Source organism: Sphingomonas sp. P4_D12 (assembly GCF_056401895.1).
This window is the reverse complement of record NZ_JBFUIL010000001.1, coordinates 419,506-440,974: the sequence shown is the minus strand read 5'-3', so window position 1 is coordinate 440,974 and position 21,469 is coordinate 419,506. Positions and strand designations below refer to the sequence as shown.

The window sequence follows — 21,469 nt, the reverse complement described above, 5'->3', positions numbered from 1 at the left end:
CGCCAAAAAATTCGGCTCTCGCGAAGCCGCCAAAGCCTGATAGATTGGGGGCATCTTTGGAGGATGCGTGATGGGTCTGGGTGATTTCCTGAAGAAGCAGCTGGTCGATGTCATCGACTGGGTCGACGAGCCGGGCGTGCTGGCGATCCGCTATCCGATGCAGGATCGCGAGATCCAGAATGGCGGCCAGCTGACCGTGCGCGAGGGCCAGGTCGCGATGTTCCATAACGAGGGCAGATTGGCCGACGCGTTCGGGCCGGGCCAGCACACGCTGGTCACGCAGAACCTGCCGCTGCTGACGGCGATCATGAATTGGGACAAGGGCTTCAAGTCCCCGTTCAAGGCCGATGTCTATTTCTTCACCCAGCGCGAGCAGACCGGGCTCAAATGGGGCACGCCGCAGCCGATCACGGTGCGCGACAAGGAATTCGGTCCGTTGCGCATCCGCGCGTTCGGCAGCTATTCGTTCCGCATCGACGATGTCGCGACCTTCGCGGTCAAGATGATGGGGTCGCTGGATCGCCTGACCGTCACCGATCTCGACCAGCAATTGCGCGCGGTGATCAACACCGCGATCGCAACGGCTTTGGGCGGCGGCGAGATCGCGTTCATCGACCTTGCCGCCAACCAGCAGGCGATGTCGGAAAAGCTGAAGGGCGCGGTCGAAGCCGGGTTCAAGGAATGGGGCCTGTCGTGCCGTACCTTCTTCGTCGAGAGCGTGTCGCTGCCCGAGAATGTCCAGGAATATCTCGACAAGGGCAGCTCGATGCGGGTGCTCGGCAATCTCGACCAATATGCCAAGTTCCAGGCGGCCGACTCGATCCAGACCGCGGCGGCCAATCCGGGCGGCCTCGCCGGGATCGGCGCGAGTGCCGCGGCAGGGATGGCGATCGGGCAGCAAATGGCAGCGGGGCTCGGCGGCGTCGGCAGTGGCGGCGCGACCAGCATCCCCGCGGCCGCACCACAGCCCGAGGTCGATCCCTATGAACAAATCGAGAAGCTGCACAAATTGATGGTCGCTGGTGCGATCACACAAGAGGAGTTCGACGCCAAGAAGACCGCTTTGCTCGCCAAGATCTGACGCGCGCCAGTGCTCGACGCCAATTGCCCCAATTGCGGCGCCCCGATCCGGTTCAGGTCGAGCGACCTGCCGGTGAAGGTGTGCGACTATTGCCATAGTTCTGTGTTGCGCACGGGCGGCAACCTCCAGGCGATCGGCAAGATCGCCGAGGTGCCCGACGACGTCAGCCCGCTGCAATTGGGCGTGCGCGGGCGCGACGGCGCGCACAGTTTCGAGCTGATCGGTCGCGTGCGCTGGCGCTATGAGGACGGTGCGTGGAACGAATGGCTCGCGCTGTTCGACGACGGATCGACCGGCTGGGTCGGCGAATCGATGGGGCGTTACATGATGCTCCGCCAGCTTCCGACCGAACAGATACCGCCGGGCGTGATGAGCTACATCTCGTCCGGCAAGGCGATCAAGATCGGCGGCGAGATCAAGATGGCGGGGATCGATTTCATCGTCTCTGACGCCAAGGTTGTGACCTGCGTCGCGAGCGAGGGTGAGTTGCCGTTCAACGCGCCGCTCGGCCTGACCGCCACCAGCATCGACCTGATGGCCCCCGACGGCGAGTGCGCGAGCATCCAGAAGGATCAGGGCGGTGAGGTCGAGGCCTATACCGGCCGCTACATGTCGCTTGCCGAGCTCAACGCGACCGGGCTGCGATCGTTCGAGGGCTGGCCGATGCCAGCGGCGGCGCGCGCATGAGCGACGACGCGCTCCCCGTCGATACCGCGCCGTCGGCCCCCGCGCCACCGCCGGTTGCGCCCGTCACACCGGCGTCGACCGTCCGCGCGCTGAGTTGTCCCAATTGCGGCGGCATCGTCAACGTCCGCGCACAGGGTCTGACGGTCAGCGTGTTGTGCGAGCATTGCGGCTCGACGCTCGATGCGACCCGCCCCGACCTCCAGGTCATCGCGCGCGCCAACGAAGCGCTCAAGACGCCGCAAATCCCGCTCGGCACGCGCGGCACACTTATTGGCCGCGTCTGGGAAGTCGTCGGCTATATGGAGCGCACCGACGAGGAGATCGTCTGGGCCGAGTATCTGCTGTTCAACCCTTACGAAGGTTATGCCTTCCTGGTCGACGACGGCCGCCGCTTCAGCCTGGGCATCATGCTCGATCGCCTGCCGCAGTCCAGCTGGGGTGCGGCGTTGCTCGACGGCAAGGGCTATTCGCGGTTCGGCCAGACCTATCCGGTCCACGTCACGTTCGTCGTCGGCGAATTCTATTGGCGAGTCGCGGTCGGGGAAACGGTCGACGAGACCGATTTCGTCCGCCCCGGCACGATGCTGTCATGCGAGGTCTATCAGACCGAGCGCACCTGGACCCGGCTCGACCTGCTCGACTGGGGAGTCGCGGAAACGGCGTTCGGCATTGCCGCGCGTCGCCGCGAATACAGCCATCCCGCGCCGCATGAGCCGTCGCCCTACAAGCGCCAGCTAGGCGAGGCGATGATCATCGGCATCGTCGCTTTGTTCACGCTGATGGTCATCTCGACCTTCGCCGGCGGCGAGCAACAGATCGGGCAGACCACCACCGATGCAGTGCTCGACGGGCCCGAAAAGACCGTCGTCATCCGCGGGCTCGACCTCCCTTCGGCGCGGTCGCGCGTGGTGGTCGATGCCGATGCCGGCGCGATCGACAATGCCTGGGTCGACCTGGATTATTCGCTGACCGACGAAAAGACCCAGGACAGCGTCGATACTTATGGCCTGGCCGAACATTATTCGGGCAGCGACAGCGACGGATCGTGGACCGAGGGCGATCCGCGCCCCGAAGTCAGCCTGTCGAGCATCCCCGGCGGCAAATACGATCTGGTCGTCACGCTTTCCGCGCATCGCTGGAACGGCGGTTCGAGCAGCAGCAGTTACTCCATGCCGACCGGTTTCGCCGGCGGCAGCATGTTCGGACAGGATAGCGGCCAGACCATCCCGGTCACGGTCACGATCAAGCGCGGCGGCGTGTTCGGTGGCAATCTCCTGCTTGCCTTCCTGTTGATCGGGGCCTGGCCGTTGATCGTATTGTTCAAGCATTTCGGGTTCGAAAAGCGCCGCATGGCGCCGGTCAGCGGCAGCGGCGGCAGCGATGACGACGACAGCGGGGGAGACGACGACTGATGAGGCACATCGTGATCTACGGGCTCTACTGTCTCGGCATCGTCTTCCTGTCGATGTTCGCCGTCCGCGACGGTTATTCGCCCTTTGCCACTGGCGGCGCGCGCGGGCCGATGATGTTCGGCTCCTACGGCCCCACCCACAAATAACGAAAGGATCGGACCATGATCTCCATCCCCGTTCTCGTCTCGACGCTGCTCTATACCGGCATCGGCCTCGTCATCTTCATCGGCGGCTTCTGGCTGTGGGACAAGATCAGTCCGGTCGACATGTGGGGCGAGATCTGCCGCGAGAAGAATGTCGCGCTGGCGATCTTCACCGGATCGATCGCGATCGCCGTCGCGATGATCATCGCCGCCGCCATCCATGGGTGAACGGCCAAGTTTGAGTCGAAATCGATTGTGCCAAGCTCGTCGTCACCCGGACTTGTTCCGGGGTCCAAGCCTCCACAAGGGAATCCAGCCGTTGTTGCACGTTGGATGCCGGAACAAGTCCGGCATGACGGCTGAGCTGCATGACTGAGCAGCAGGGCGGTCGCGCCATTCCTTCCCGCTCCGGCGCGTTGCTGCTGGCGTCGGCATTCGTCGTCGCGACGTGCGGGCTGATCTACGAACTGCTCGCCGGCACCTTGGCGAGCTATCTGCTCGGCGACAGCGTCACCCAGTTCTCGATCATCATCGGCATCTATCTGTTCGCCATGGGCATGGGCTCATGGTGCTCGCGTTACGTGCGCAAGAACGAGCTCGTGATCTTCGTCCGGGTCGAGGTGCTGATCGCCGCGATCGGCGGTTGTTCGGCGGCATTGCTGTTCCTGCTGTTCGATCGCGTCCAGGATTTCCGCTTGCCGCTCTATGGACTGGTGCTTGCGATCGGCTTCCTGGTCGGGCTCGAAATCCCGCTCCTCATGCGCATCCTCAAGGACCGGCTTGAATTCAGCGACCTGGTCTCGAAAGTGCTGACCTTCGATTATGTCGGCGCGCTTGCCGCCTCGCTGCTGTTCCCGCTGCTGCTCGTCCCGCATCTCGGACTGATCCGCACCGGTTTCCTGTTCGGCCTGTTCAATGTCGGCGTCGCGATCGCGGTGATCCTGATGCTGCCGCAGCGGCGCCGGATGACGATCGAATTGCTCGTCGCGATCCTGGTCGCAATCGTGCTCGCCACCGGCTTCGTCGCGTCGGAAAAGATCGAGCGCACCGCCGAGGTCGCGGCTTACGGCGACCCGATCATCTATGCCGACGCGACGCCTTACCAGCGCATCGTCATCACCAAGCGCGCCAACGACTTGCGGCTGTTCCTCAACGGCAATCTGCAATTCTCGTCGCGCGACGAATATCGCTATCACGAGGCGCTGGTGCATCCGGTGCTGAGCCGTGTCGCCAATCCACGCAACGTACTGGTGCTGGGCGGCGGCGATGGCCTCGCGGTGCGCGAGGTCCTTAAATATCCGGGCGTACAATCGGTCACGTTGGTCGATCTCGACCCGGCGATGACGACCTTGTTCCGCAAGAGCTCGATGCTCGTCGCGCTCAACCACGGGTCTTTGCTGTCCCCCAAGGTCCATGTCGTTACCGCCGACGCGTTCAGCTGGCTGCGGACCAACCGGCAGCGGTTCGACGCGGTGCTGGTCGACTTCCCCGACCCGACCAACTTCGCGATCGGCAAACTCTACACGGTGAGCTTCTATCGCGAGCTCGCCCGCGCGCTCAGTCCCGGCGCGATGATCAGCGTCCAGAGCACCTCTCCTTTGGTCGCGCCCAAGGCCTATTGGACCGTCGCGACCACGCTGGAGGCGGCCGGGCTGACCACGCGCGGCTATCACGTCTATGTGCCGAGCTTCGGCGAATGGGGGTTCGTCCTCGCCTCGAACCGGCCGATCGGCGCGCCCGGCGCCTTGCCGGCGGGACTGCGGTTCCTGACACCGCGGGTCGACACGCTCGCTTTCTTCTTCCCGCCCGACATGGCGCGACGCCCGACCCCGGTGAATCGGCTCGACAACCAGGCCCTGGTTCGCGAGTTCGACGCCGAATGGTCGGTGTTCGAGGGCTAGGGTGCCAACACGCCGCACCGTCATCGCAGGATCGATCGCCGGGGCCGCGGCGCTCGGTGCGGGTGCGATCGCGCTCGCCCCACATGACGAGACGATCCCCGGTACGCTGAGCGGCGCCGATTTCCGCCGCGGGCATCGCTTACGCAGCGGCAAATTCCCCGAGCCGAGTGAGACGGTGCGGACCAGGATCGCGATCGTCGGCGGCGGCGTCGCTGGGCTCGCGGCGGCATGGACGCTGGCAGACGCCGGCGTGCAGGATTTTCGCCTGCTCGAACTCGAGGATCGTACCGGCGGCAATGCGCGCAGCGGACGCAACACTGTCTCCGCTTACCCGCTAGGCGCGCACTATCTGCCGCTGCCCAATGCCGAGGCGAAGGGCGTCATCCATTTGCTCGAACAGCTCGGCATCATCACCGGCTGGCAGGATGGCAAGCCGGTCTACGATCCCTATCAGCTCGTCTCCGACCCCGAGGAGCGCCTGCTCTATCTCGGCAAATGGCAGGAAGGACTGGTCCCGCAAAAGGGGCTGAGCGAGGCCGACGTCCATGACCTCAAGGCCTTCTTCGCCGCGATGAAGGCCTATCAAGAGCGCCGCGACGCCCAAGGACGCCCCGCTTTCGCGATCCCGATGGAGCTGAGTTCGCGCGATCCCGATCTGCTCGCGCTGGACAAATTGAGCTTCGCCCAATGGCTCGACCAGCAGGGCTGGCACTCATCGGTGCTGCGCGTGCACGTCCGCTATGCCTGCCGAGACGATTACGGCACCGAGCCCGACCAGGTCTCGGCCTGGGCCGGGATCCATTATTTCGCCAGCCGCCGCGGGCTCGCCGCCAATGCCGATCCCGACACGATGCTGAGCTGGCCCGAGGGCAATGGCCATCTCGTCGGGCGAATGGCGGCGCGGTTGCAGGATCATCTCGACTGCGGGCGGATCATCCATCGCGTTACCCGCACCGACAAGGGCGCGACGGTCGATGCGCTCGACGTCGCGACCGGCCGTGGCGTCAGGGTCGAAGCCGATGCTGTGGTCCTCGCCACCCCGCATTTCGTCAGCGCCCGCCTAACCGCCGATGCGCCGTCGGCCAGCGGGTTCGACTATGCGCCCTGGGTGGTCGCCGCGGTCACCGTCGACCGCCTGCCCGCCGGACCGGGGTTCGAGGTCGCCTGGGACAATGTGTCGTGGACCAGCCGCTCGCTCGGCTATGTCGTCGACACGCATCAATCGCTCGACCGCGTGCCCCGCGCGACGGTGCTGAGTTGGTATCTGCCCTTATCCGACATGGCCCCCGCCGATGCGCGCCGCGACCTGCTCGATCGTCCGCTTGCTTACTGGCAGGACATGGTCCGGGACGATCTGCTCCGCACCAATCCCGACCTCAAGGGCGCGATCCGGCGGATCGATGTGTGGCGCTGGGGCCATGCCATGATCCGCCCGGTGCCGGGCTATTTCTGGGACGACCGCCGCGAGGCCGCCGCCGCGCCGCGCCCGCCGTTGTTCTTCGCGCATTCCGACCTGAGCGGGCTCTCGCTGTTCGAGGAAGCGCAATATCGCGGCATCCGCGCGGCGGAGGATGCGATGACGCATCTCGCCATTTCCTATCGCTCGGTGCTGGCGTAGGATTAGGGTCCGTACTCAATTATCGCGAGGATCGTGATTGCCCAGAGGAGCCCGCCGACAAGGAGCGCAGCGCAGTCGCGTAGCCGAAGCTACGCGCAAGCAAGCGACGATGCTCGGCGGGCTCCTCCGGGCAACCGCGAAGCGGCGGGCCGATTTTGGCGTCCGGACGTCGTCGCGCGTCGGTCACGATGCTACCAGCATCGCTCCCTCCTTGCTCCTAGCCGGACACCAAAATCGGCTCCGTCACGACCTCGCGATAATTGAGTACGGACCCTAGCGGCGTGGACTTCAGTGGGACCCACCTTCTTGCCGACCTGTTCGACTGCGATCATCTCGACGATGAAGCGCGGGTCGAGGCGGCGTTGCGCGCGGCGGTAGCCGCGGCGAACGCGACTCTGATCGACCTCAAGGTCCATGGTTTCGGTACTGGTCAGGGCGTGACCGGCATCGCCTTGCTCGCCGAATCGCACATCTCGATCCATTCCTGGCCCGAGCGCGACTATGCCGCAGTCGACATGTTCCTGTGCGGACGGCGCCACGATCTCGACGCCGCGCTGGCGGCGCTGGCCGGGATGCTCGACGCCGGGCGGGTCGAGCAACGCCGCTTCGCCCGCGGCTTCAGCCTGGAGGCCACCGGCCAATGACCGGCACGCCGTTACCCCCGAAGCGCCAATCGACGGCACGCCTCGTCTTGATTCTCCTGCTCGGGCTGCTCGGCCTGTGGGTCATCCACGCATTCCTGCCCGTTCTCATCTGGGCGGTAGTCATCGCCGTCGCGGTCGATCCGCTCGTCCAGCGCGCCGAGCGCCAGTTTCCGCGCCCCAATCTCGTTGCCGCGGCTTTCACCGTGGGTTTCGCCCTGATCGTGCTGGCGCCGATCGCGATCGGCATCGCCCAGGCCGCACGCGAGGCGCACGATGTCGCGACCTGGGTGAAGGAGGCGCAGCAATACGGGGTGCCGCCGCCCGGCTGGCTCGCCAATTTGCCGTACAGCGCCGAGGCGACCGATTGGTGGCGCACCAATCTGTCCGATCCGGCGGCGGCCCATCATCATTTCGAGGTGCTGAGCCACAGCCTGCTCGGCGCGCAAGCACGGTTGCTCGGCTTCGGGCTGGTCCATCGCGCGGTGGTGTTCGGCTTCACCTTGATCGCGCTCTTTTTCCTGATCCGCGACCGTGATGCCTTGGCGGTGCAGTTCCGCACCGCCAGCGCGAAGCTGCTCGGGCCGCAGGGCGAACGGATCGGGCAACAAGCTCTCGCCTCGGTCCGCGGGACGATCGACGGGCTGGTGCTGGTCGGACTTGGCTTCGGCGCGGTCATGACCGTCGTCTATTTCTTCCTCGGCGTGCCGCATCCTATTCTGCTCGGCGCCGTCACCGCGATCGCCGCGATGATCCCGTTTGGCGCGCCGGTCGCGTTCGGGCTCGCCGCCTTGCTGCTGCTCGGACAAGGATCACCCGGTGCCGCGATCGCGGTCGTCGTGATCGGCTTTGCCGCCGAATTCGTCGCGGGCCATTTCGTCCGCCCCGTCTTGATCGGCAGCGCGACCAAACTGCCGTTCTTCTGGGCGTTGGTCGGTATCCTCGGCGGCGTCGAGACGCTGGGGTTACTCGGGCTTTTTGTCGGGCCGGCGACGATGGCGGTATTGGTGATGCTGTGGCGCGAACTCGTCGAGGGCGATGCGACCCCCGTTGCCTGACGTCTATAGCTGACCGTCGGCGTTACGATTGCCCCGAACGGATCGGAACCTTAGATGGGCGGCAAATCCCCCGCCCTCAGGAGTCCCTATGACCTATTCCGCCAAGCTCGGCCTCTATATCGACGGCGAGTGGCTGACCGGCGATGGCCGGGACGTGCATTCGGTGCTCAACCCGGCGACCGGCGCGGGCCAGGCCGACTTGCCGCTGGCCACCACCGCCGACCTCGATCGCGCGCTTGCCGCGGCGCAGCAGGGGTTCGAGGCGTGGCGCGCGGTCGCGCCGGAACAGCGCGCGGCCGTGCTCAACAAGACCGCCGCTTTGGTCCGCGAACGCGCCGACGCGATCGCCCGCATCGCGACGATGGAGGAAGGCAAGCCGGTCGCCGAGGCCAAGGGCGAGGTCATGGCCGCTGCGGCGATGCTCGAATTCCACGCCGGCGAAGCGGTGCGCGTCTATGGCCGCGTGCTGATGCGCGCGCCGGGCATGCGCTCAATGGTGCTTCATCATCCGGTCGGTCCGGTCGCGGCGTTCTGCGCCTGGAATTTCCCCGCGCTCAACGTCGTCCGCAAGATCGCGCCCGCGATCGCCGCCGGCTGCTCGATCATCCTTAAGCCGAGCGAGGAAACCCCGGGCTCGGCTGTCGAGATCATGCGCTGCTTCCAGGATGCCGGGCTCCCCGGCAATGTCGCGCAGATTGTGTTCGGCGTGCCCGACATGATCTCGCGCCACCTGCTCGCCTCGCCAGTCACGCGCAAACTGAGTTTCACCGGATCGGTGCCGGTCGGTAAGCATCTGATGAAGCTGGCGTCGGATAGCGTCATGCGGATGACGATGGAATTGGGCGGTCATGCGCCGGTGCTGGTGTTCGACGATTGCGATCTCGAAAAGACGCTCGATATCTTGGTCACGCACAAGTTCAGGAATGCTGGCCAGGTTTGCGTCGCGCCAACCCGCTTTCACGTCCAGGACGGCATCTACGAGAAGTTCGTCCAGGGGTTCGCCGAGCGCACGAAGAAGCTGCAGATCGGCAGCGGCCTCGACGCCGCCAACCAGATGGGTCCGCTCGCCAATCCGCGCCGCCCGGACACGATCTCAGCGCTGGTCGAGGATGCGCGCTCGATCGGCGCGCGTGTGCTGGCCGGCGGCGAGCGCGAGGAAAAGGACGGCGGCTTCTTCTTCCAGCCGACGGTGATCGCCGATGTGCCGCTGGGAGCCAAGGCGATGAACGACGAGCCGTTCGGGCCGCTTGCCTTGATCCGCCCGTTCGGCACGGTCGAGGACGCGATCGCCGAAGCCAACCGCCTGCCCTTCGGCCTTGCAGCCTATTGCTTCACCGAGAGCGGTCGCCGCCAGAATCTGCTCGCCGAAACGGTGGAGGCGGGGATGGTCGCGATCAATCAGGTTCGCATGACCTGGCCCGACGCGCCGTTCGGCGGCATGAAGGAATCGGGCTTCGGCTCCGAGGATGGTCCCGAGGGGATCATGGCGCATCTGACCACCAAGGCGGTACACATCGCATGACGAAACGCACCGCCGCGCGCATCCTCGTCGACCAGCTGATCGCGCAAGGCGTCGATCGCGCCACCTGCGTACCCGGCGAAAGCTATCTGTCGGTGCTCGACGCGCTGATCGGGAGTGGGATCGACCTGCTCACCTGTCGCGCAGAGGGTGGCGCGGCGATGATGGCCGAGGCTTATGGCAAGCTGACCGGCCGCCCCGGTATCTGCTTCGTGACGCGCGGCCCCGGCGCGACCAATGCGTCGCCCGGCCTGCACATCGCGATGCAGGATTCGACTCCGATGATCCTGTTCGTCGGCCAGATCGAACGCGGCATGCGGGATCGCGAGGCGTTCCAGGAGCTCGATTATCGCGCCACGTTCGGCGCGTTGGCGAAATGGGTGGTCGAGATCGACGACGCCGATCGCATTCCGGAAATCATCGCTCGCGCTTTCCGCGTTTCGATGCAGGGACGGCCGGGTCCGGTGGTGATCGCGTTGCCCGAAGACATGCTCGATGAGGTCGCCGAGGTTGCCGACGCCCCGCGCGTCGATCCGGTCGAAACCGCGCCCGCGCCGGCCGATGTCGACCGGCTCGGCGAATTGCTCGCGACAGCCAAAAACCCCGTCGCGATCGTCGGCGGCTCGCGCTGGACGCCGCAAGCGCGCGACGCGATGATCGACTTCGCACACCGCTTTGATTTGCCCGTCGCGGCGCAATTCCGCCGCGCCCCGCTCTTCCCCGCGATCGACGACCATTTCATCGGCGATCTCGGGCTCGCGCCCAATCCCAAGCTGATCGAGCGCATCAAGGCCGCCGACCTGATCCTGCTGATCGGCGGGCGGATGTCGGAAATCGCTTCGCAATCCTATACATTGCTCGGCATCCCTGCCTCGGCGCAGCAGCTCGTCCATATCCATCCCGACCCGCTTGAACTCGGCCGCGTTTACCAGCCGGTGCTGGCGATCAACGCCACGCCGCCGGCCTTCTTCGCCGCGCTCGACGGTATCGAGGCGAGCCCGACCTGGTCCGCCAACCGTGAGGCGGCACGCGCCGATTACCTCGCCTGGTCCGACACGCCGCCGCCGGTGCCGGGCGATTTCCAATATGGCGACGTCATGGCGTGGCTGCGCGACCGGCTGCCGCCCGACGCGACGATCTGCAACGGCGCGGGCAATTTCGCGAGCTGGATCCATCGTTATTACCGCTTCCGCGATTTCGGCACCCAACTCGCGCCGACCAGCGGGTCGATGGGATACGGCCTGCCCGCGGGCGTGATGGCCAAGCGGCAAAAGCCCGACAGCATCGCGCTGACCATCGCCGGCGACGGCGACTTCCTGATGAACGGCCAGGAATTTGCCACCGCGGTGCATCATGACATTCCGCTGATCGTCGTGCTGATCGACAACGGCATTTACGGCACGATCCGCATGCACCAGGAAAAGACCTTCCCCGGGCGCGTCTCGGCGACCAACCTCACCAATCCCGATTTTGCTGCGCTGGCGCGTGCCTATGGTGGCCATGGCGAAACGGTGACGACCACGGCTGAATTCGCCCCCGCCTTCGAGCGCGCGCTAGCATCGGGCAAGCCGGCCATCCTGCATTGCCATCTCGACAGCCAGGCGATCACCCCGACCGCGACGCTGGATGGGCTTAGGGCAGCGGCGGAGAAGAGCTGAAGCCGGCTGACCCTCCGCTTGATCCGTGATCCAGTTTCTGCGGCATCGCTGCGAAAGTTGGAGCGGGTAACGGGAATCGAACCCGTGTATTCAGCTTGGAAGGCTGCTGCACTACCATTGTGCTATACCCGCATCCGGTTGAATTCACTCGCTAAAGTGATTTCCGGCGCTTGACGATCCAACCGGCGTCCCGCTGGAAATCCAACGAAGGTCCGATCGGCGGCGCGGCGCATCGGTTAGCGCGCCGATCGGCAAGGCGCAAGGGTCAGGCGCTTTGATCGGGCTGGGCGAGCACCCGCGTTCAAGCTTAACCGATCATTCACCAAACCCTCGCACTAAGCGGCATGGATTACGAAGGACGTTCGGCCTTTGCCACCAGGGTGGCGCTTCATGCGCGCGATGATCTCGCGACCATCGGGCGCGGAATCCGGCCTGCCACGCTGGCAGGTGTGCTGGTCTCGTTCCTGTTGGTTGACCAAGTCCTGCTCTGGCATTTCCTCGGCCTTGTACCACCGATAGCTGTCGTATCGGCGTTGGTCCTGTTGCCCGTCGCGTTCTGGCCGCTGACGCGGCGCACGGACCCGGGACGCGCGAGATTGCCATGGAAGCTTTTGGGCATCTGCTTCGCCGTTTCGCTGGTCGTCTATATCCTGGGCGGCGAAGGGCGGCTGTTTTACGCCAATAGGGATTGGCAGGTGCGCGGCGCGGTGCTGCGCGATCTCGTCAACTATCCCTGGCCGGTCATCTATGACGGCACCGATCCGAAGATATTGCGTCTGCCGTTGGGCATGTATTTGATCCCGGCCTGGATCGGCAAATCCTATGGCTTCGCGGCTGCCGAACTGACGGAGCTGCTGCAAAACAGCTTGCTGCTGACGGCCGTGCTGGCGCTCGGTTCGACCCTATTCACCGGTACGCGCGCGCGCCTGATCGCGCTGGGCGTCTTCCTCGGCTTTAGCGGCATGGACGTTATCGGCGCGCTACTCACCGGCCAGCCGCCCCACGGCCATATCGAGCAATGGAATGTCTACCAATTCTCGTCCCACATTACCCAGGCATTCTGGGTTCCGCAGCATGCTTTGGCGGGCTGGATCGGGGCCTTGTGTTATCTGTTGTGGCGCGACGACAAGGCACCCGCGGCATTGCTGTTCTGCGTCGTCCCTCTGTCGGCATTGATGTCGCCGCTAGCCTTTATGGGCCTGTTGCCGTTTGCCGCGCACGCTGCGGTCACCGTCGTCGTTCGGCACGAAGTGCGTGTCCGCCAACTCGTTCTACCGGTGCTCGGCGTGCTGATCTCGCTGCCGTCGCTAGTGTACCTCACGTCCGCCGCCGATACGGTCGGCGGACATTTCGAGGCGCCCAGGATTCTCCAATATCTCCTTATCGAACTTCTCGAGATCGTGCCCTTCCTGGTCGGACTCAAACTCGCGACGAGAAGCGATCGATTTGGCCGGACGACGTTCGTAATCGTCGCGCTCATCCTGTTGTTCGCGCCGCTCGGGAAGGTGGGCAGAGGGATCGACTTCGTGATGCGCGTTTCCATACCGGCGCTGGCGATCCTTTCGATGCTGATCGCCGACCTGTTCAGCACGCCGGCGGAGCCTTCCGCGCGGCGTGGCCGCCAGATCGTGCTTGGTGCTTTCCTGATTGGCCTGGCAACGCCGGCCACGGAGATTGGCCGCGCACTCCTCTTTCCCCGGTCGCCTGCCCCGCTTTGCAGCTATCTCGGCGTCGTACCCGGTGGCGCTACCGACTATGTAGCGTCTCTCTCGAGACTACCCGCCTGGATTAGGCCGAGCGAGCCGGCAATGGTTCGGCCTCGCGATCCCGAGCAATGCTGGGACGGACCCTGGCCAAAACCTGTCACTTAGAGCTGTCGCATCGCTTTTTGCGGAAAACCGGTACCCGCTCTTCCGCGCGATGCTCTAAGCCCGAGAAAGCGCCCTGCTTTACAAATGATGTGTGCGCCTTAGCGGCGCGCGCGTCCGACATCCTTCACGGCTTGCTTACCATTCCGCGCGTATCCCCGCGCGCATGTATCACGACCCTGCATTGGGCACGGCCGCCAAGGCCGATCCGCGCCCCAAGTCCGCCGTGTCGACCGGGACCGGCATATCCGGGCTAGCTGGGCTATTCACCTGGATAGCAATCGCGCGCTGGCTCGGGATGGACGGTCCCTATGCCGCCCTGATCAACGTCGCCGCGACCGCACTGCCGATGGTGCTGTGGTCGGTGTTCGTCGACAAGGTCCACCGTAACCCCTCGACCGGGATCGACTGGGCCAATCCGAAACCGTGGCGCGAGACGCTCGACATCTCGATCACCAAGCTCGCCGGGCTATGGCTGACCTGGGCCGGGATCGCCTGCCTCTACGCGGTCGGACGCTTCTATTGGGAAGGCAATTTCCAGTTCTCGATGTGGTGCTTCATGTGGGCGGCGCCGGCGCTGTTCGTGCTGTCGATCCCCTACACATTGTGGCTCGACCGCCGCATGGTCGAGCCCAAGGACGGCTGCTGGGCCTTGGGCGCCTGGATGATGGGACTCAAGGAACCGATCGACAAGGAAGCGATCTGGAACCACCTGAAGAGCTGGGGCGTGAAGATGTTCTTCACCGCCTTCATGCTGGCAATCGTCCCGCCGGGGTTCGGCGATTTCGTCCGCGGCGATTTCAGCCGGGTGCTCGCCAGTCCCGTGGCGCTGGCCAATTGGCTGATCACTTTCATGTTCCTGGTCGACGTGGCGTTCGCCACCGCAGGCTATCTGCTCGCCTTGCGCCCGCTCGATTCGCACATCCGCACCGCTAATCCCTATGCAGCAGGCTGGATGGCGGCGCTGATCTGCTACCCTCCCTTCGTCCTGATGGGCGATAACGGCCCGCTCGATTACCATCCCGGCACCTATGGCGAGGCCGGCTGGTCGACCTGGTTCGCGGATTATCCGGTGCTGCTGGTCGGCATCGGCACCTTGCTGGTGCTGCTGACCGCGATCTACGCCTGGGCTACGGTCACGTTCGGCATCCGTTTCTCCAACCTCACGCATCGCGGCATCCTGACCAACGGGCCCTATGCCTTTTCGCGGCACCCCGCCTACCTCTCCAAGAACCTGTTCTGGCTGATCGCCACCGTACCGCTGCTGACCACCGGCAGCTGGCTCGACGCGGTGCGATCGACCGCGATCATGGCCATCGTCGCCGGGATCTATTATTGGCGCGCGCGGACCGAGGAGCGCCATCTGCGCGCCGATCCGGCGTACGAGGAATATTATCAGTGGATGGAGCGCAACGGCCTGGTGCCGCGCTTTTTCCGATGGATCAGCGGCAAGTCGGCAGCGGTCACGCCAGACACAGCATGAACCCGATCGCGCCGGCCATCGCCACCGCACTCGCGGCCAGCGCACGGTGCAGATGGGGACCGTCCGGACAAAGCCGGGCATAATCGCGCCAGACCAGGATCGCCGGACGCCAGAGCGATCGCGAGCGTTGCTCGGTCGCCCGGACGGTGATCGCCATCCGCCCGTTTTCCAGGGTCGCAACCACCAGCCCGGTGATCACCGCGACAAGACAGATGACCGCGGCGACCGACCGCGGTCCGGCCATCAGAAGCTCATCTCGTCATAGATTTTCGAAATGTCGCCGTTCCACTCACCGTTATAGCGGTCGAGCAGGACCTGTGCGGGCACCTTGCCCGACCGCACCACTTCGCGCAGCGGATCGAGGAACCCGGTCTCGTTGGTCCCGCCGGCATCGGTCCGCGCGCGCGCGGTCAATCCGGCATGCGCGATGTCGAGCACTTCCCCAGCGATGTCACGAAGCTTGCCGCCACCCGGCAACGGCGCGTCGAGCGCCAGCGCGGGCACCGAATTCCGCAATTCCTCGCGCTCAGCCATGGTCCAGTGCCGCACCAGATCCCATGCCGCGTCGAGCGCGCCCTGATCGTAGAGCAGTCCGACCCAGAATGCCGGCAAGGCGCAGATCCGCCCCCAAGGCCCGCCATCGGCGCCGCGCATTTCGAGGAACGTCTTGAGCCGCACTTCGGGGAAAGCGGTCGAGAGGTGATCCGACCAATCCTCGATCGTCGGCTTCTCACCCGGCAGGATGTCGAGCTTGCCGTCGAGGAAGTCGCGGAAGCTTAGCCCCGCGGCGTCGAGATACTGGCCGTCGCGATAGACGAAGTACATCGGCACATCGAGCGCGTAATCGGCATAGCGCTCGTAGCCGAACCCGTCCTCGAACACGAACGGCAGCATGCCGGTGCGCGCGGGATCGGTGTCCGACCAGATATGGCTGCGGAACGACAGCATGCCGTTCGCCTTGCTCTCGGTGAACGGCGAATTGGCGAACAGAGCGGTCGCCAGCGGCTGCAGCGCGAGTCCGACACGGAACTTCTTCACCATGTCGGCTTCGGACGCATAGTCCAGATTGACCTGGATCGTGCAGGTCCGGAGCATCATGTCGAGCCCCAGGCTGCCGACCCGCGGCATGTGGCGCAGCATGATCGCATAGCGGCCCTTGGGCATGATCGGCAGATCCTGCCGCGCCTTGTCGGGCCACATCCCCATGCCGAGGAAGCCGAGCCCGAGCCGGTCGCCGATCGTCTTGACCTGTTGCAAGTGACGGCCGGTTTCGGCGCAAGTCTCGTGCAGATTTTCGAGCGGCGCGCCCGACAGCTCGAATTGCCCGGCGGGCTCGAGGCTGACCGATCCATCGGCGCCGGTCAGCGCGATGATCTTGCCATTCTCCTCGACCGGCCGCCAGCCGAACTCGGTCAGGCCATTGAGTAGGTCGCGGATGCCGCCGGGCTCGTCCCACGACGGCGCGCGATGATCGACGGTGCGATAGACAAATTTCTCATGCTCGGTGCCGATCCGCCAACGCTCGGCGGGCTTTTCCCCACCGGCGAAAAAATCGATCAGCTGCTGACGGTCTTCGATGACCGCTGCGTTCGTGTCCGTAACGGTCTTCGTCGTCATGGCGCGCATGTAGCGACGACGAAACGGTTGCGCTAGCCGTCGTTCGAAAGGCCCCGGTTAACCCCGCCAATCGCCCGCCGCTGACATCCAGATTGTCACCGCTGCTGCCGCCGCAGTCTCGGCACGAAGAATACGCGGACCGAGGCCGATTCCTACCGCTTGGGGCAACGCACGGATCGCCTCGCGTTCGGCGTCATCGAACCCGCCTTCGGGTCCGATCAGGATCGCCGCCGGCCCGCGATGCGCCGCCATCGCCTCGGCGGCGGGCGCGCCGCCCGTCTCGTCGGCGAAGAAGAGCGCGCGATCCTCGGGCCAGTCGCGGAGCAAGGCGTCCAGCTTCACCGCCTCGGACAGTTCCGGCAACGCGGTGCGGTCGCATTGCTCCGCCGCCTCGATCATGTGGCTGCGCAGGCGGTCGAGGTTGAGTCGGTCGATTATCGTGCGGCGAGTCAGCACCGGCATCAGCCGCGCGACGCCCAGCTCGCAGGCTTTTTCCGCGACCCAGTCGATCCGGCCTTTCTTGATCGGCGCCGCGCACAGCCACAGGTCCGGGACCGGCTCGCGGCCGCGCAGATGCGCCGAGACGGTCAGAATCAGGTCGCGCTTGCCGATCGCGCTGGCGATGCCGAGCCATTCGCCGGTAGCGTCATCGAACAACTTTACCGGATCGCCCGCCTTCAGCCGCAGCACCGACAGCAGATAATGCGCCTGCCCGCCCTCGACGCGGACATCGGCGCCTTCGGCCAGCGGGACGTCGATGAACAGACGCGGCGTCGATCGCGGCGGCCAGGCGGGAGTTGCTGCCATGGCTGGCGACTTAGCGAGTTCGTCTCGGTCGGGCCAGCGTCACCTCCCCTCCCGCTTGCGGGAGGGGAACGTCGGTCACGGCTTCGGCTTGCGCCGCATCATCCGCCAGCCGACCACCAGCGCCGCGATCCCGAACGCGCCGCCGACTAGCGCCAGCCCCGCCGCCTGGGCGATGCCCCAGAACAGCGTCTCTGCGAACCGGGCAATGGCGACGGAGAGATGGACCATGAACTGGCCCTAACACGCCAACCCGCCTAGCGTATCCGTTTCCAGTGCCGGACCTGGCAGCCGAAACCGAATAAGGTACAACCGCTGGCGGTGATGCTGTCGGAATCGGTCAGTTCGATTCGCCCCGAAATCGTCTGGTCGAGCGCCGGCACATAGACCTTGCCCTTCCATTCATTGGGACCGGTCTGACGAAATTCGCGGAACACTTGCGTTCCGATCAAGGTCCGGCCGCGCGAGGCGATGTCCGCCTTGGTCTTGTCGTCCGCCCAGATCACGGTGCCGCACATCGCATCGCCGCAGCGGCCGGCGCGGACGTGCATCGTGTTGTTCATATTGGTCCAGGTGCCCACCCAGGCCGCGCCGGCACGCGCCGGATCGGGTTCGGGACCAGCCTGGGCAGACGCCGCAACGACGGTCAGCGTCAGCGCGGCGCAGGCCAGAAGTCGGGGCATGATCGTCGACATCGCAAACTCCAAAAACACACTCCCCCACCCCTTCCGCCTAGAAATAGAAATTGTCCGTCTTGGGGCAAGGCGTGGCGCTGGTGCGGCAATTCGCACGCGGCTAGTGAATAGGTGATGACTGTCGAACCCGAGTCCGAGATCGTCCCAGACACCCAATATCGCGGGTTGGTCGGGCGATTGCCACCTTATCCGCGCGCATTCGCCTTGCTGGCGCGATTCGATCGGCCGATCGGCTGGCAATTGCTGTTCTGGCCCGGCGCCTGGGCGATCGCGCTGGCGCATGGCGCGATCGACCGCTGGGATCTGATTCTGTGGATCGCGCTCGGCGCCATCGCCATGCGCGGCGCCGGCTGCGTCTATAACGATATTGTCGACCGCGACCTCGATCGCCAGGTCGAACGCACGCGGAGCCGCCCGCTCGCCTCGGGCGCGGTGTCGCTGAAGGCGGCGTGGATCTGGCTGGTGTTCCTGTGCCTGATCGGGCTGGTCGTGCTGCTCCAGCTGCACCGTTATGCCGCGATCGTGGCGCTGGTCAGCCTGGCGCCCGTCGCGGCCTATCCGTTCATGAAGCGGATCACCTGGTGGCCGCAGGCGTGGCTGGGCATCGTCTTTTCCTGGGCGGCGTTGGTCGGGTGGAGCGAGATCGCCGGGTCGCTGATGATGCCGGGACCCTTGCTCTATCTGGGGTCGATCTTCTGGGTGATCGGCTATGACACGATCTACGCGCTCCAGGATATCGAGGACGATACGCTTGTAGGCGTCCGCTCCTCGGCGCGCGCGCTGGGTAGCCGGGTCAGATCGGGCGTCGGGACTTTCTATGCCCTCGCGGTCGCCTGCTGGGCGCTGGCCTTGTGGGAATTGCGGCCCGACCCGCTGGTGCTCGTCGCGCTCGCCCCGGCCGCGCTGCATTTCGCCTGGCAGGTCGCGACGCTCAAGCCCGCCGATGGCGCCAACGCGCTCCGCCGCTTCCGCTCGAACCGATTCGCCGGACTGCTGGTGTTCCTCGCCTGCTTCGTCGTCGGACAAACGAGTTTTTGAGCGACTACCGCCACCCGATCTCGGTCAGTTTTGCCGACGCCCTTTGACCGGCGCGCCTGCGCTTCCTAAGTGCCGGTCATGTTGACTCCCGACGCCGCGCGCGACCGCGCTCTCGATATCGTTACACGCGCGCGCAAAGCCGGCGCCGATGCCGCTGACGCAATGCTCGGCGCCTCGGCCAGTGTCGAGGTGTCGGTGCGGCTGGGCGAGCTCGAAGATGTCGGCCGTTCCGAAGAGGAGCAATTGGGTCTGCGCGTATTCGTCGGCCAGCGTTCAGCCTCGGTCTCGACCTCCGATCTGTCGTCGGCCGCGATGGACGCGCTGGTCGAGCGCGCGGTGGCGATGGCGCGCGAGGCGCCCGAGGACAAATGGGCCGGTCTCGCGCCCGAGGATCGGCTGATGACCGGGCCGATCCCCGATCTCGACCTGCAGGATGCGGACGATCCCGCCCCCGCCACGCTCAAGCAAACCGCGCTCGCCGCCGAGGATGCGGCACGCGCGGTGCCCGGCGTCACCAACAGCGAAGGCGGCGGGGCTTCGGCCGCGCGCGTCGCCTGGGCGCTCGCCACCAGCCACGGTTTCTCCGGCGCCTATGCCACGACCAGCCACTCGGTCTCTGCCAGCGTGCTGGCGGGCAGCGGTGGCGCGATGCAGCGCGATTACGGACACCGCACGGCGCGCCACCGCGCGCACCTCCCGTCGCCCCAGGCGATCGGCCGCGAGGCAGGCGAACGCGCCGTCGCCCGGCTCAACCCCGGCAAGGTCGCCAGCGGGCCGATGCCGGTGCTGTTCGATCCGCGCGTCGGCGCGTCGCTGATCGGGCATCTGACCGGCGCGATTTCGGGCGCGGCGATCGCGCGCGGCACCAGCTTCCTGCTCGGCAAATTGGACGAGCAGATCTTCGCGAGCGGGATCGACATCGTCGATGATCCGCTCCGCCCGCACGGCCTGCGCTCGCGGCCATTCGATGGCGAGGGACTGGCAGTATCCGCAACCAGCCTGATCCAGAACGGTGTGCTGACGACCTGGCTGCTCGACTCGGCGTCGGCACGGCAGCTCGGGCTCGAGCCCACCGGCCATGCCGCGCGCGGCGGCGCCGGGGCACCTGGCGTCAGCACCACCAACACCTATCTCGCCGCGGGCAAGACCAGCCGCGACGGCCTGATCGCTGGGGTGAAGCGCGGCGTCTACGTCACCGAGTTGATCGGCCAGGGAGTCAATGGCGTCACCGGCGATTACAGCCGCGGCGCGGCCGGTTTCCTGATCGAGGATGGCGTGCTCACCACACCGGTCGACGAATTTACGATTGCCGGCAATTTGAAGGACATGTTCCTCCAGCTAACTGCTGCCGACGATCTCGAATTCCGCTACGCGACCAATGTCCCCACGCTCCGGATCGATGGAATGACGGTCGCGGGTGGCTGAGCTGATCGACGACATCGCCGAGGTCGCAGCAGAGGCGAGCGCCTATGCGCTGGCGCGCTGGCGGACCGATTTCGCGCGCTGGGAAAAGGCGCCTGGCAACCCGGTCTGCCAGGTCGATATCGACGTCAACAATCTGCTCCGCGAGCGATTGACCGCGCTCGCCCCCGATGTCGGCTGGCTGTCGGAGGAGACGGTCGACGACGCGGTGCGGCTCAACCATCGCCGCTGCTGGGTGGTCGATCCGATCGACGGCACCCGCGACTATATCCGCGGGCGCGAGGGGTGGGCGGTATCGATCGCGCTGGTCGACGGCGAGCAGCCGGTGGCGGCGGTGCTCGATGCCCCTGCCCTGGCCGAGGTCTGGCGAGCCGAAACGGGCAAGGGCGCGACGCTCAACGGCGATCCGATCGCGCATAGCGGACGCGCGGTCTTCATCGGCGCGCGCACGCCAACCGACACGCTGCCCGACGTCGACGCCGATCTGGTCGCGGTCACCAAACCCAATTCGATTGCGCTGCGAATCGCGATGGTCGCGTCGGGTCAGGCCGATCTGCTCGCGACGATCCGCTGGGGCAACGAATGGGACATCGCCGCCGCCGTGCTGATCGCGCGCGAAGCGGGCTGTGCGGTCAGCGATGCAGTCGGGCGCAAGCTGCGCTTCAACACCCCGCGCGCCGAGGCGTTTGGCGTGCTCGCGACCGCTCCGGGCATTCACCTCGCTGCGATCGCGCGGCTGCATGAGCGCGCGGTGGCGGGATTGGGCAAGCCGCGCTGAAATACGATGCTCCTGCTTTCGCAGGAGTCGGTGGTTCTTCAGACGG

21 protein-coding genes and 1 tRNA gene are annotated in these 21,469 nt (G+C 65.7%); 16 read left to right on the top strand and 6 right to left on the bottom strand.

Going from position 1 to position 21,469, the window contains the following annotated elements; all coding sequences use genetic code 11:
- Positions 1-70 precede the first annotated feature (70 nt).
- The 11 genes from AC1DSD_RS02045 (at position 71) to AC1DSD_RS01995 (ending at position 11,718) form a co-directional block, all read left to right on the top strand.
- Entirely contained in the window at positions 71-1,081 is a 1,011-nt protein-coding gene (locus AC1DSD_RS02045) for an SPFH domain-containing protein (RefSeq protein ID WP_478028062.1), read from the top strand.
- 9 nt (positions 1,082-1,090) lie between these two features.
- A complete protein-coding gene (locus AC1DSD_RS02040) occupies positions 1,091-1,768 on the top strand; it encodes a DUF4178 domain-containing protein (protein ID WP_478028061.1) in 678 nt (225 codons plus the stop codon).
- Complete coding sequence (locus AC1DSD_RS02035; RefSeq protein WP_478028059.1) at positions 1,765-3,180, top strand: DUF4178 domain-containing protein; 1,416 nt, start codon at positions 1,765-1,767, stop codon at positions 3,178-3,180. The genes AC1DSD_RS02040 and AC1DSD_RS02035 overlap by 4 nt, the downstream gene beginning before the upstream one ends.
- On the top strand, positions 3,180-3,326 hold the full coding sequence (locus tag AC1DSD_RS02030; protein ID WP_478028058.1) for a hypothetical protein: 147 nt from the start codon (positions 3,180-3,182) through the stop codon (positions 3,324-3,326). Before AC1DSD_RS02035 ends, AC1DSD_RS02030 begins: the two co-directional genes overlap by 1 nt.
- Before the next feature lie 15 nt (positions 3,327-3,341).
- On the top strand, positions 3,342-3,551 hold the full coding sequence (locus tag AC1DSD_RS02025; protein ID WP_478028056.1) for a DUF350 domain-containing protein: 210 nt from the start codon (positions 3,342-3,344) through the stop codon (positions 3,549-3,551).
- A 140-nt stretch (positions 3,552-3,691) separates the two neighbouring features.
- On the top strand, positions 3,692-5,224 hold the full coding sequence (locus AC1DSD_RS02020) for a polyamine aminopropyltransferase (protein ID WP_478028055.1): 1,533 nt from the start codon (positions 3,692-3,694) through the stop codon (positions 5,222-5,224).
- A 1-nt stretch (position 5,225) separates the two neighbouring features.
- Positions 5,226-6,842: an FAD-dependent oxidoreductase gene (locus AC1DSD_RS02015; protein ID WP_478028054.1), complete on the top strand. Its 1,617-nt coding sequence runs from the start codon at positions 5,226-5,228 to the stop codon at positions 6,840-6,842.
- Between the two features lie 281 nt (positions 6,843-7,123).
- Positions 7,124-7,486, top strand: coding sequence for an adenosylmethionine decarboxylase (gene speD, locus AC1DSD_RS02010; protein ID WP_478028052.1), 363 nt, complete (start codon positions 7,124-7,126; stop codon positions 7,484-7,486).
- Positions 7,483-8,541: an AI-2E family transporter gene (locus AC1DSD_RS02005; RefSeq protein WP_478028050.1), complete on the top strand. Its 1,059-nt coding sequence runs from the start codon at positions 7,483-7,485 to the stop codon at positions 8,539-8,541. Before speD ends, AC1DSD_RS02005 begins: the two co-directional genes overlap by 4 nt.
- Before the next feature lie 88 nt (positions 8,542-8,629).
- Positions 8,630-10,063, top strand: a complete 1,434-nt coding sequence (locus tag AC1DSD_RS02000; RefSeq protein WP_478028049.1) for an NAD-dependent succinate-semialdehyde dehydrogenase — start codon at positions 8,630-8,632, stop codon at positions 10,061-10,063.
- Positions 10,060-11,718, top strand: a complete 1,659-nt coding sequence (locus AC1DSD_RS01995; protein WP_478028047.1) for a thiamine pyrophosphate-binding protein — start codon at positions 10,060-10,062, stop codon at positions 11,716-11,718. Before AC1DSD_RS02000 ends, AC1DSD_RS01995 begins: the two co-directional genes overlap by 4 nt.
- A 58-nt stretch (positions 11,719-11,776) precedes the next feature.
- On the opposite strand, the gene AC1DSD_RS01990 is transcribed toward AC1DSD_RS01995, so the two are convergent.
- Positions 11,777-11,850: transfer RNA gene (locus AC1DSD_RS01990), tRNA-Gly, on the bottom strand.
- Between the two features lie 212 nt (positions 11,851-12,062).
- On the opposite strand from AC1DSD_RS01990, the gene AC1DSD_RS01985 reads away from it, so the two are divergent.
- Both AC1DSD_RS01985 and AC1DSD_RS01980 read left to right on the top strand, forming a co-directional pair.
- A complete protein-coding gene (locus AC1DSD_RS01985) occupies positions 12,063-13,589 on the top strand; it encodes a hypothetical protein (protein ID WP_478028046.1) in 1,527 nt (508 codons plus the stop codon).
- Between the two features lie 163 nt (positions 13,590-13,752).
- Entirely contained in the window at positions 13,753-15,069 is a 1,317-nt protein-coding gene (locus AC1DSD_RS01980; protein WP_478028045.1) for a methyltransferase family protein, read from the top strand.
- Here the strand turns inward: AC1DSD_RS01980 and AC1DSD_RS01975 are convergent.
- The 5 genes from AC1DSD_RS01975 to AC1DSD_RS01955 form a co-directional block, all read right to left on the bottom strand.
- Positions 15,050-15,313, bottom strand: a complete 264-nt coding sequence (locus AC1DSD_RS01975; RefSeq protein WP_478028043.1) for a hypothetical protein — start codon at positions 15,311-15,313, stop codon at positions 15,050-15,052. The two genes, AC1DSD_RS01980 and AC1DSD_RS01975, sit on opposite strands and share 20 nt — an antisense overlap.
- Positions 15,313-16,686 carry a glutamate--cysteine ligase gene (locus tag AC1DSD_RS01970; protein WP_478028041.1) on the bottom strand — a complete coding sequence of 458 codons (1,374 nt, stop codon included), beginning with the start codon at positions 16,684-16,686 and terminating at the stop codon, positions 15,313-15,315. The genes AC1DSD_RS01975 and AC1DSD_RS01970 overlap by 1 nt, the downstream gene beginning before the upstream one ends.
- 57 nt (positions 16,687-16,743) lie before the next feature.
- Positions 16,744-17,493, bottom strand: coding sequence for a 16S rRNA (uracil(1498)-N(3))-methyltransferase (locus tag AC1DSD_RS01965; RefSeq protein WP_478028040.1), 750 nt, complete (start codon positions 17,491-17,493; stop codon positions 16,744-16,746).
- Between the two features lie 75 nt (positions 17,494-17,568).
- Entirely contained in the window at positions 17,569-17,721 is a 153-nt protein-coding gene (locus tag AC1DSD_RS01960; RefSeq protein WP_478028038.1) for a hypothetical protein, read from the bottom strand.
- Positions 17,722-17,747: 26 nt separating this feature from the next.
- Positions 17,748-18,185, bottom strand: a complete 438-nt coding sequence (locus AC1DSD_RS01955; protein WP_478028036.1) for a DUF2147 domain-containing protein — start codon at positions 18,183-18,185, stop codon at positions 17,748-17,750.
- Between the two features lie 114 nt (positions 18,186-18,299).
- On the opposite strand from AC1DSD_RS01955, the gene ubiA reads away from it, so the two are divergent.
- From ubiA to AC1DSD_RS01940, 3 genes are all read left to right on the top strand, one after another.
- Positions 18,300-19,223, top strand: a complete 924-nt coding sequence (ubiA, locus tag AC1DSD_RS01950) for a 4-hydroxybenzoate octaprenyltransferase (protein WP_478028034.1) — start codon at positions 18,300-18,302, stop codon at positions 19,221-19,223.
- A gap of 78 nt (positions 19,224-19,301) precedes the next feature.
- Positions 19,302-20,648 (top strand): TldD/PmbA family protein, encoded by a 1,347-nt coding sequence (locus AC1DSD_RS01945; protein ID WP_478028032.1) that lies wholly within the window; start codon positions 19,302-19,304, stop codon positions 20,646-20,648.
- The gene (locus tag AC1DSD_RS01940) at positions 20,641-21,423 is read left to right on the top strand and encodes a 3'(2'),5'-bisphosphate nucleotidase CysQ (RefSeq protein ID WP_478028030.1); all 783 of its coding nucleotides are present in this window, start codon (positions 20,641-20,643) and stop codon (positions 21,421-21,423) included. Before AC1DSD_RS01945 ends, AC1DSD_RS01940 begins: the two co-directional genes overlap by 8 nt.
- Positions 21,424-21,469 lie beyond the last annotated feature (46 nt).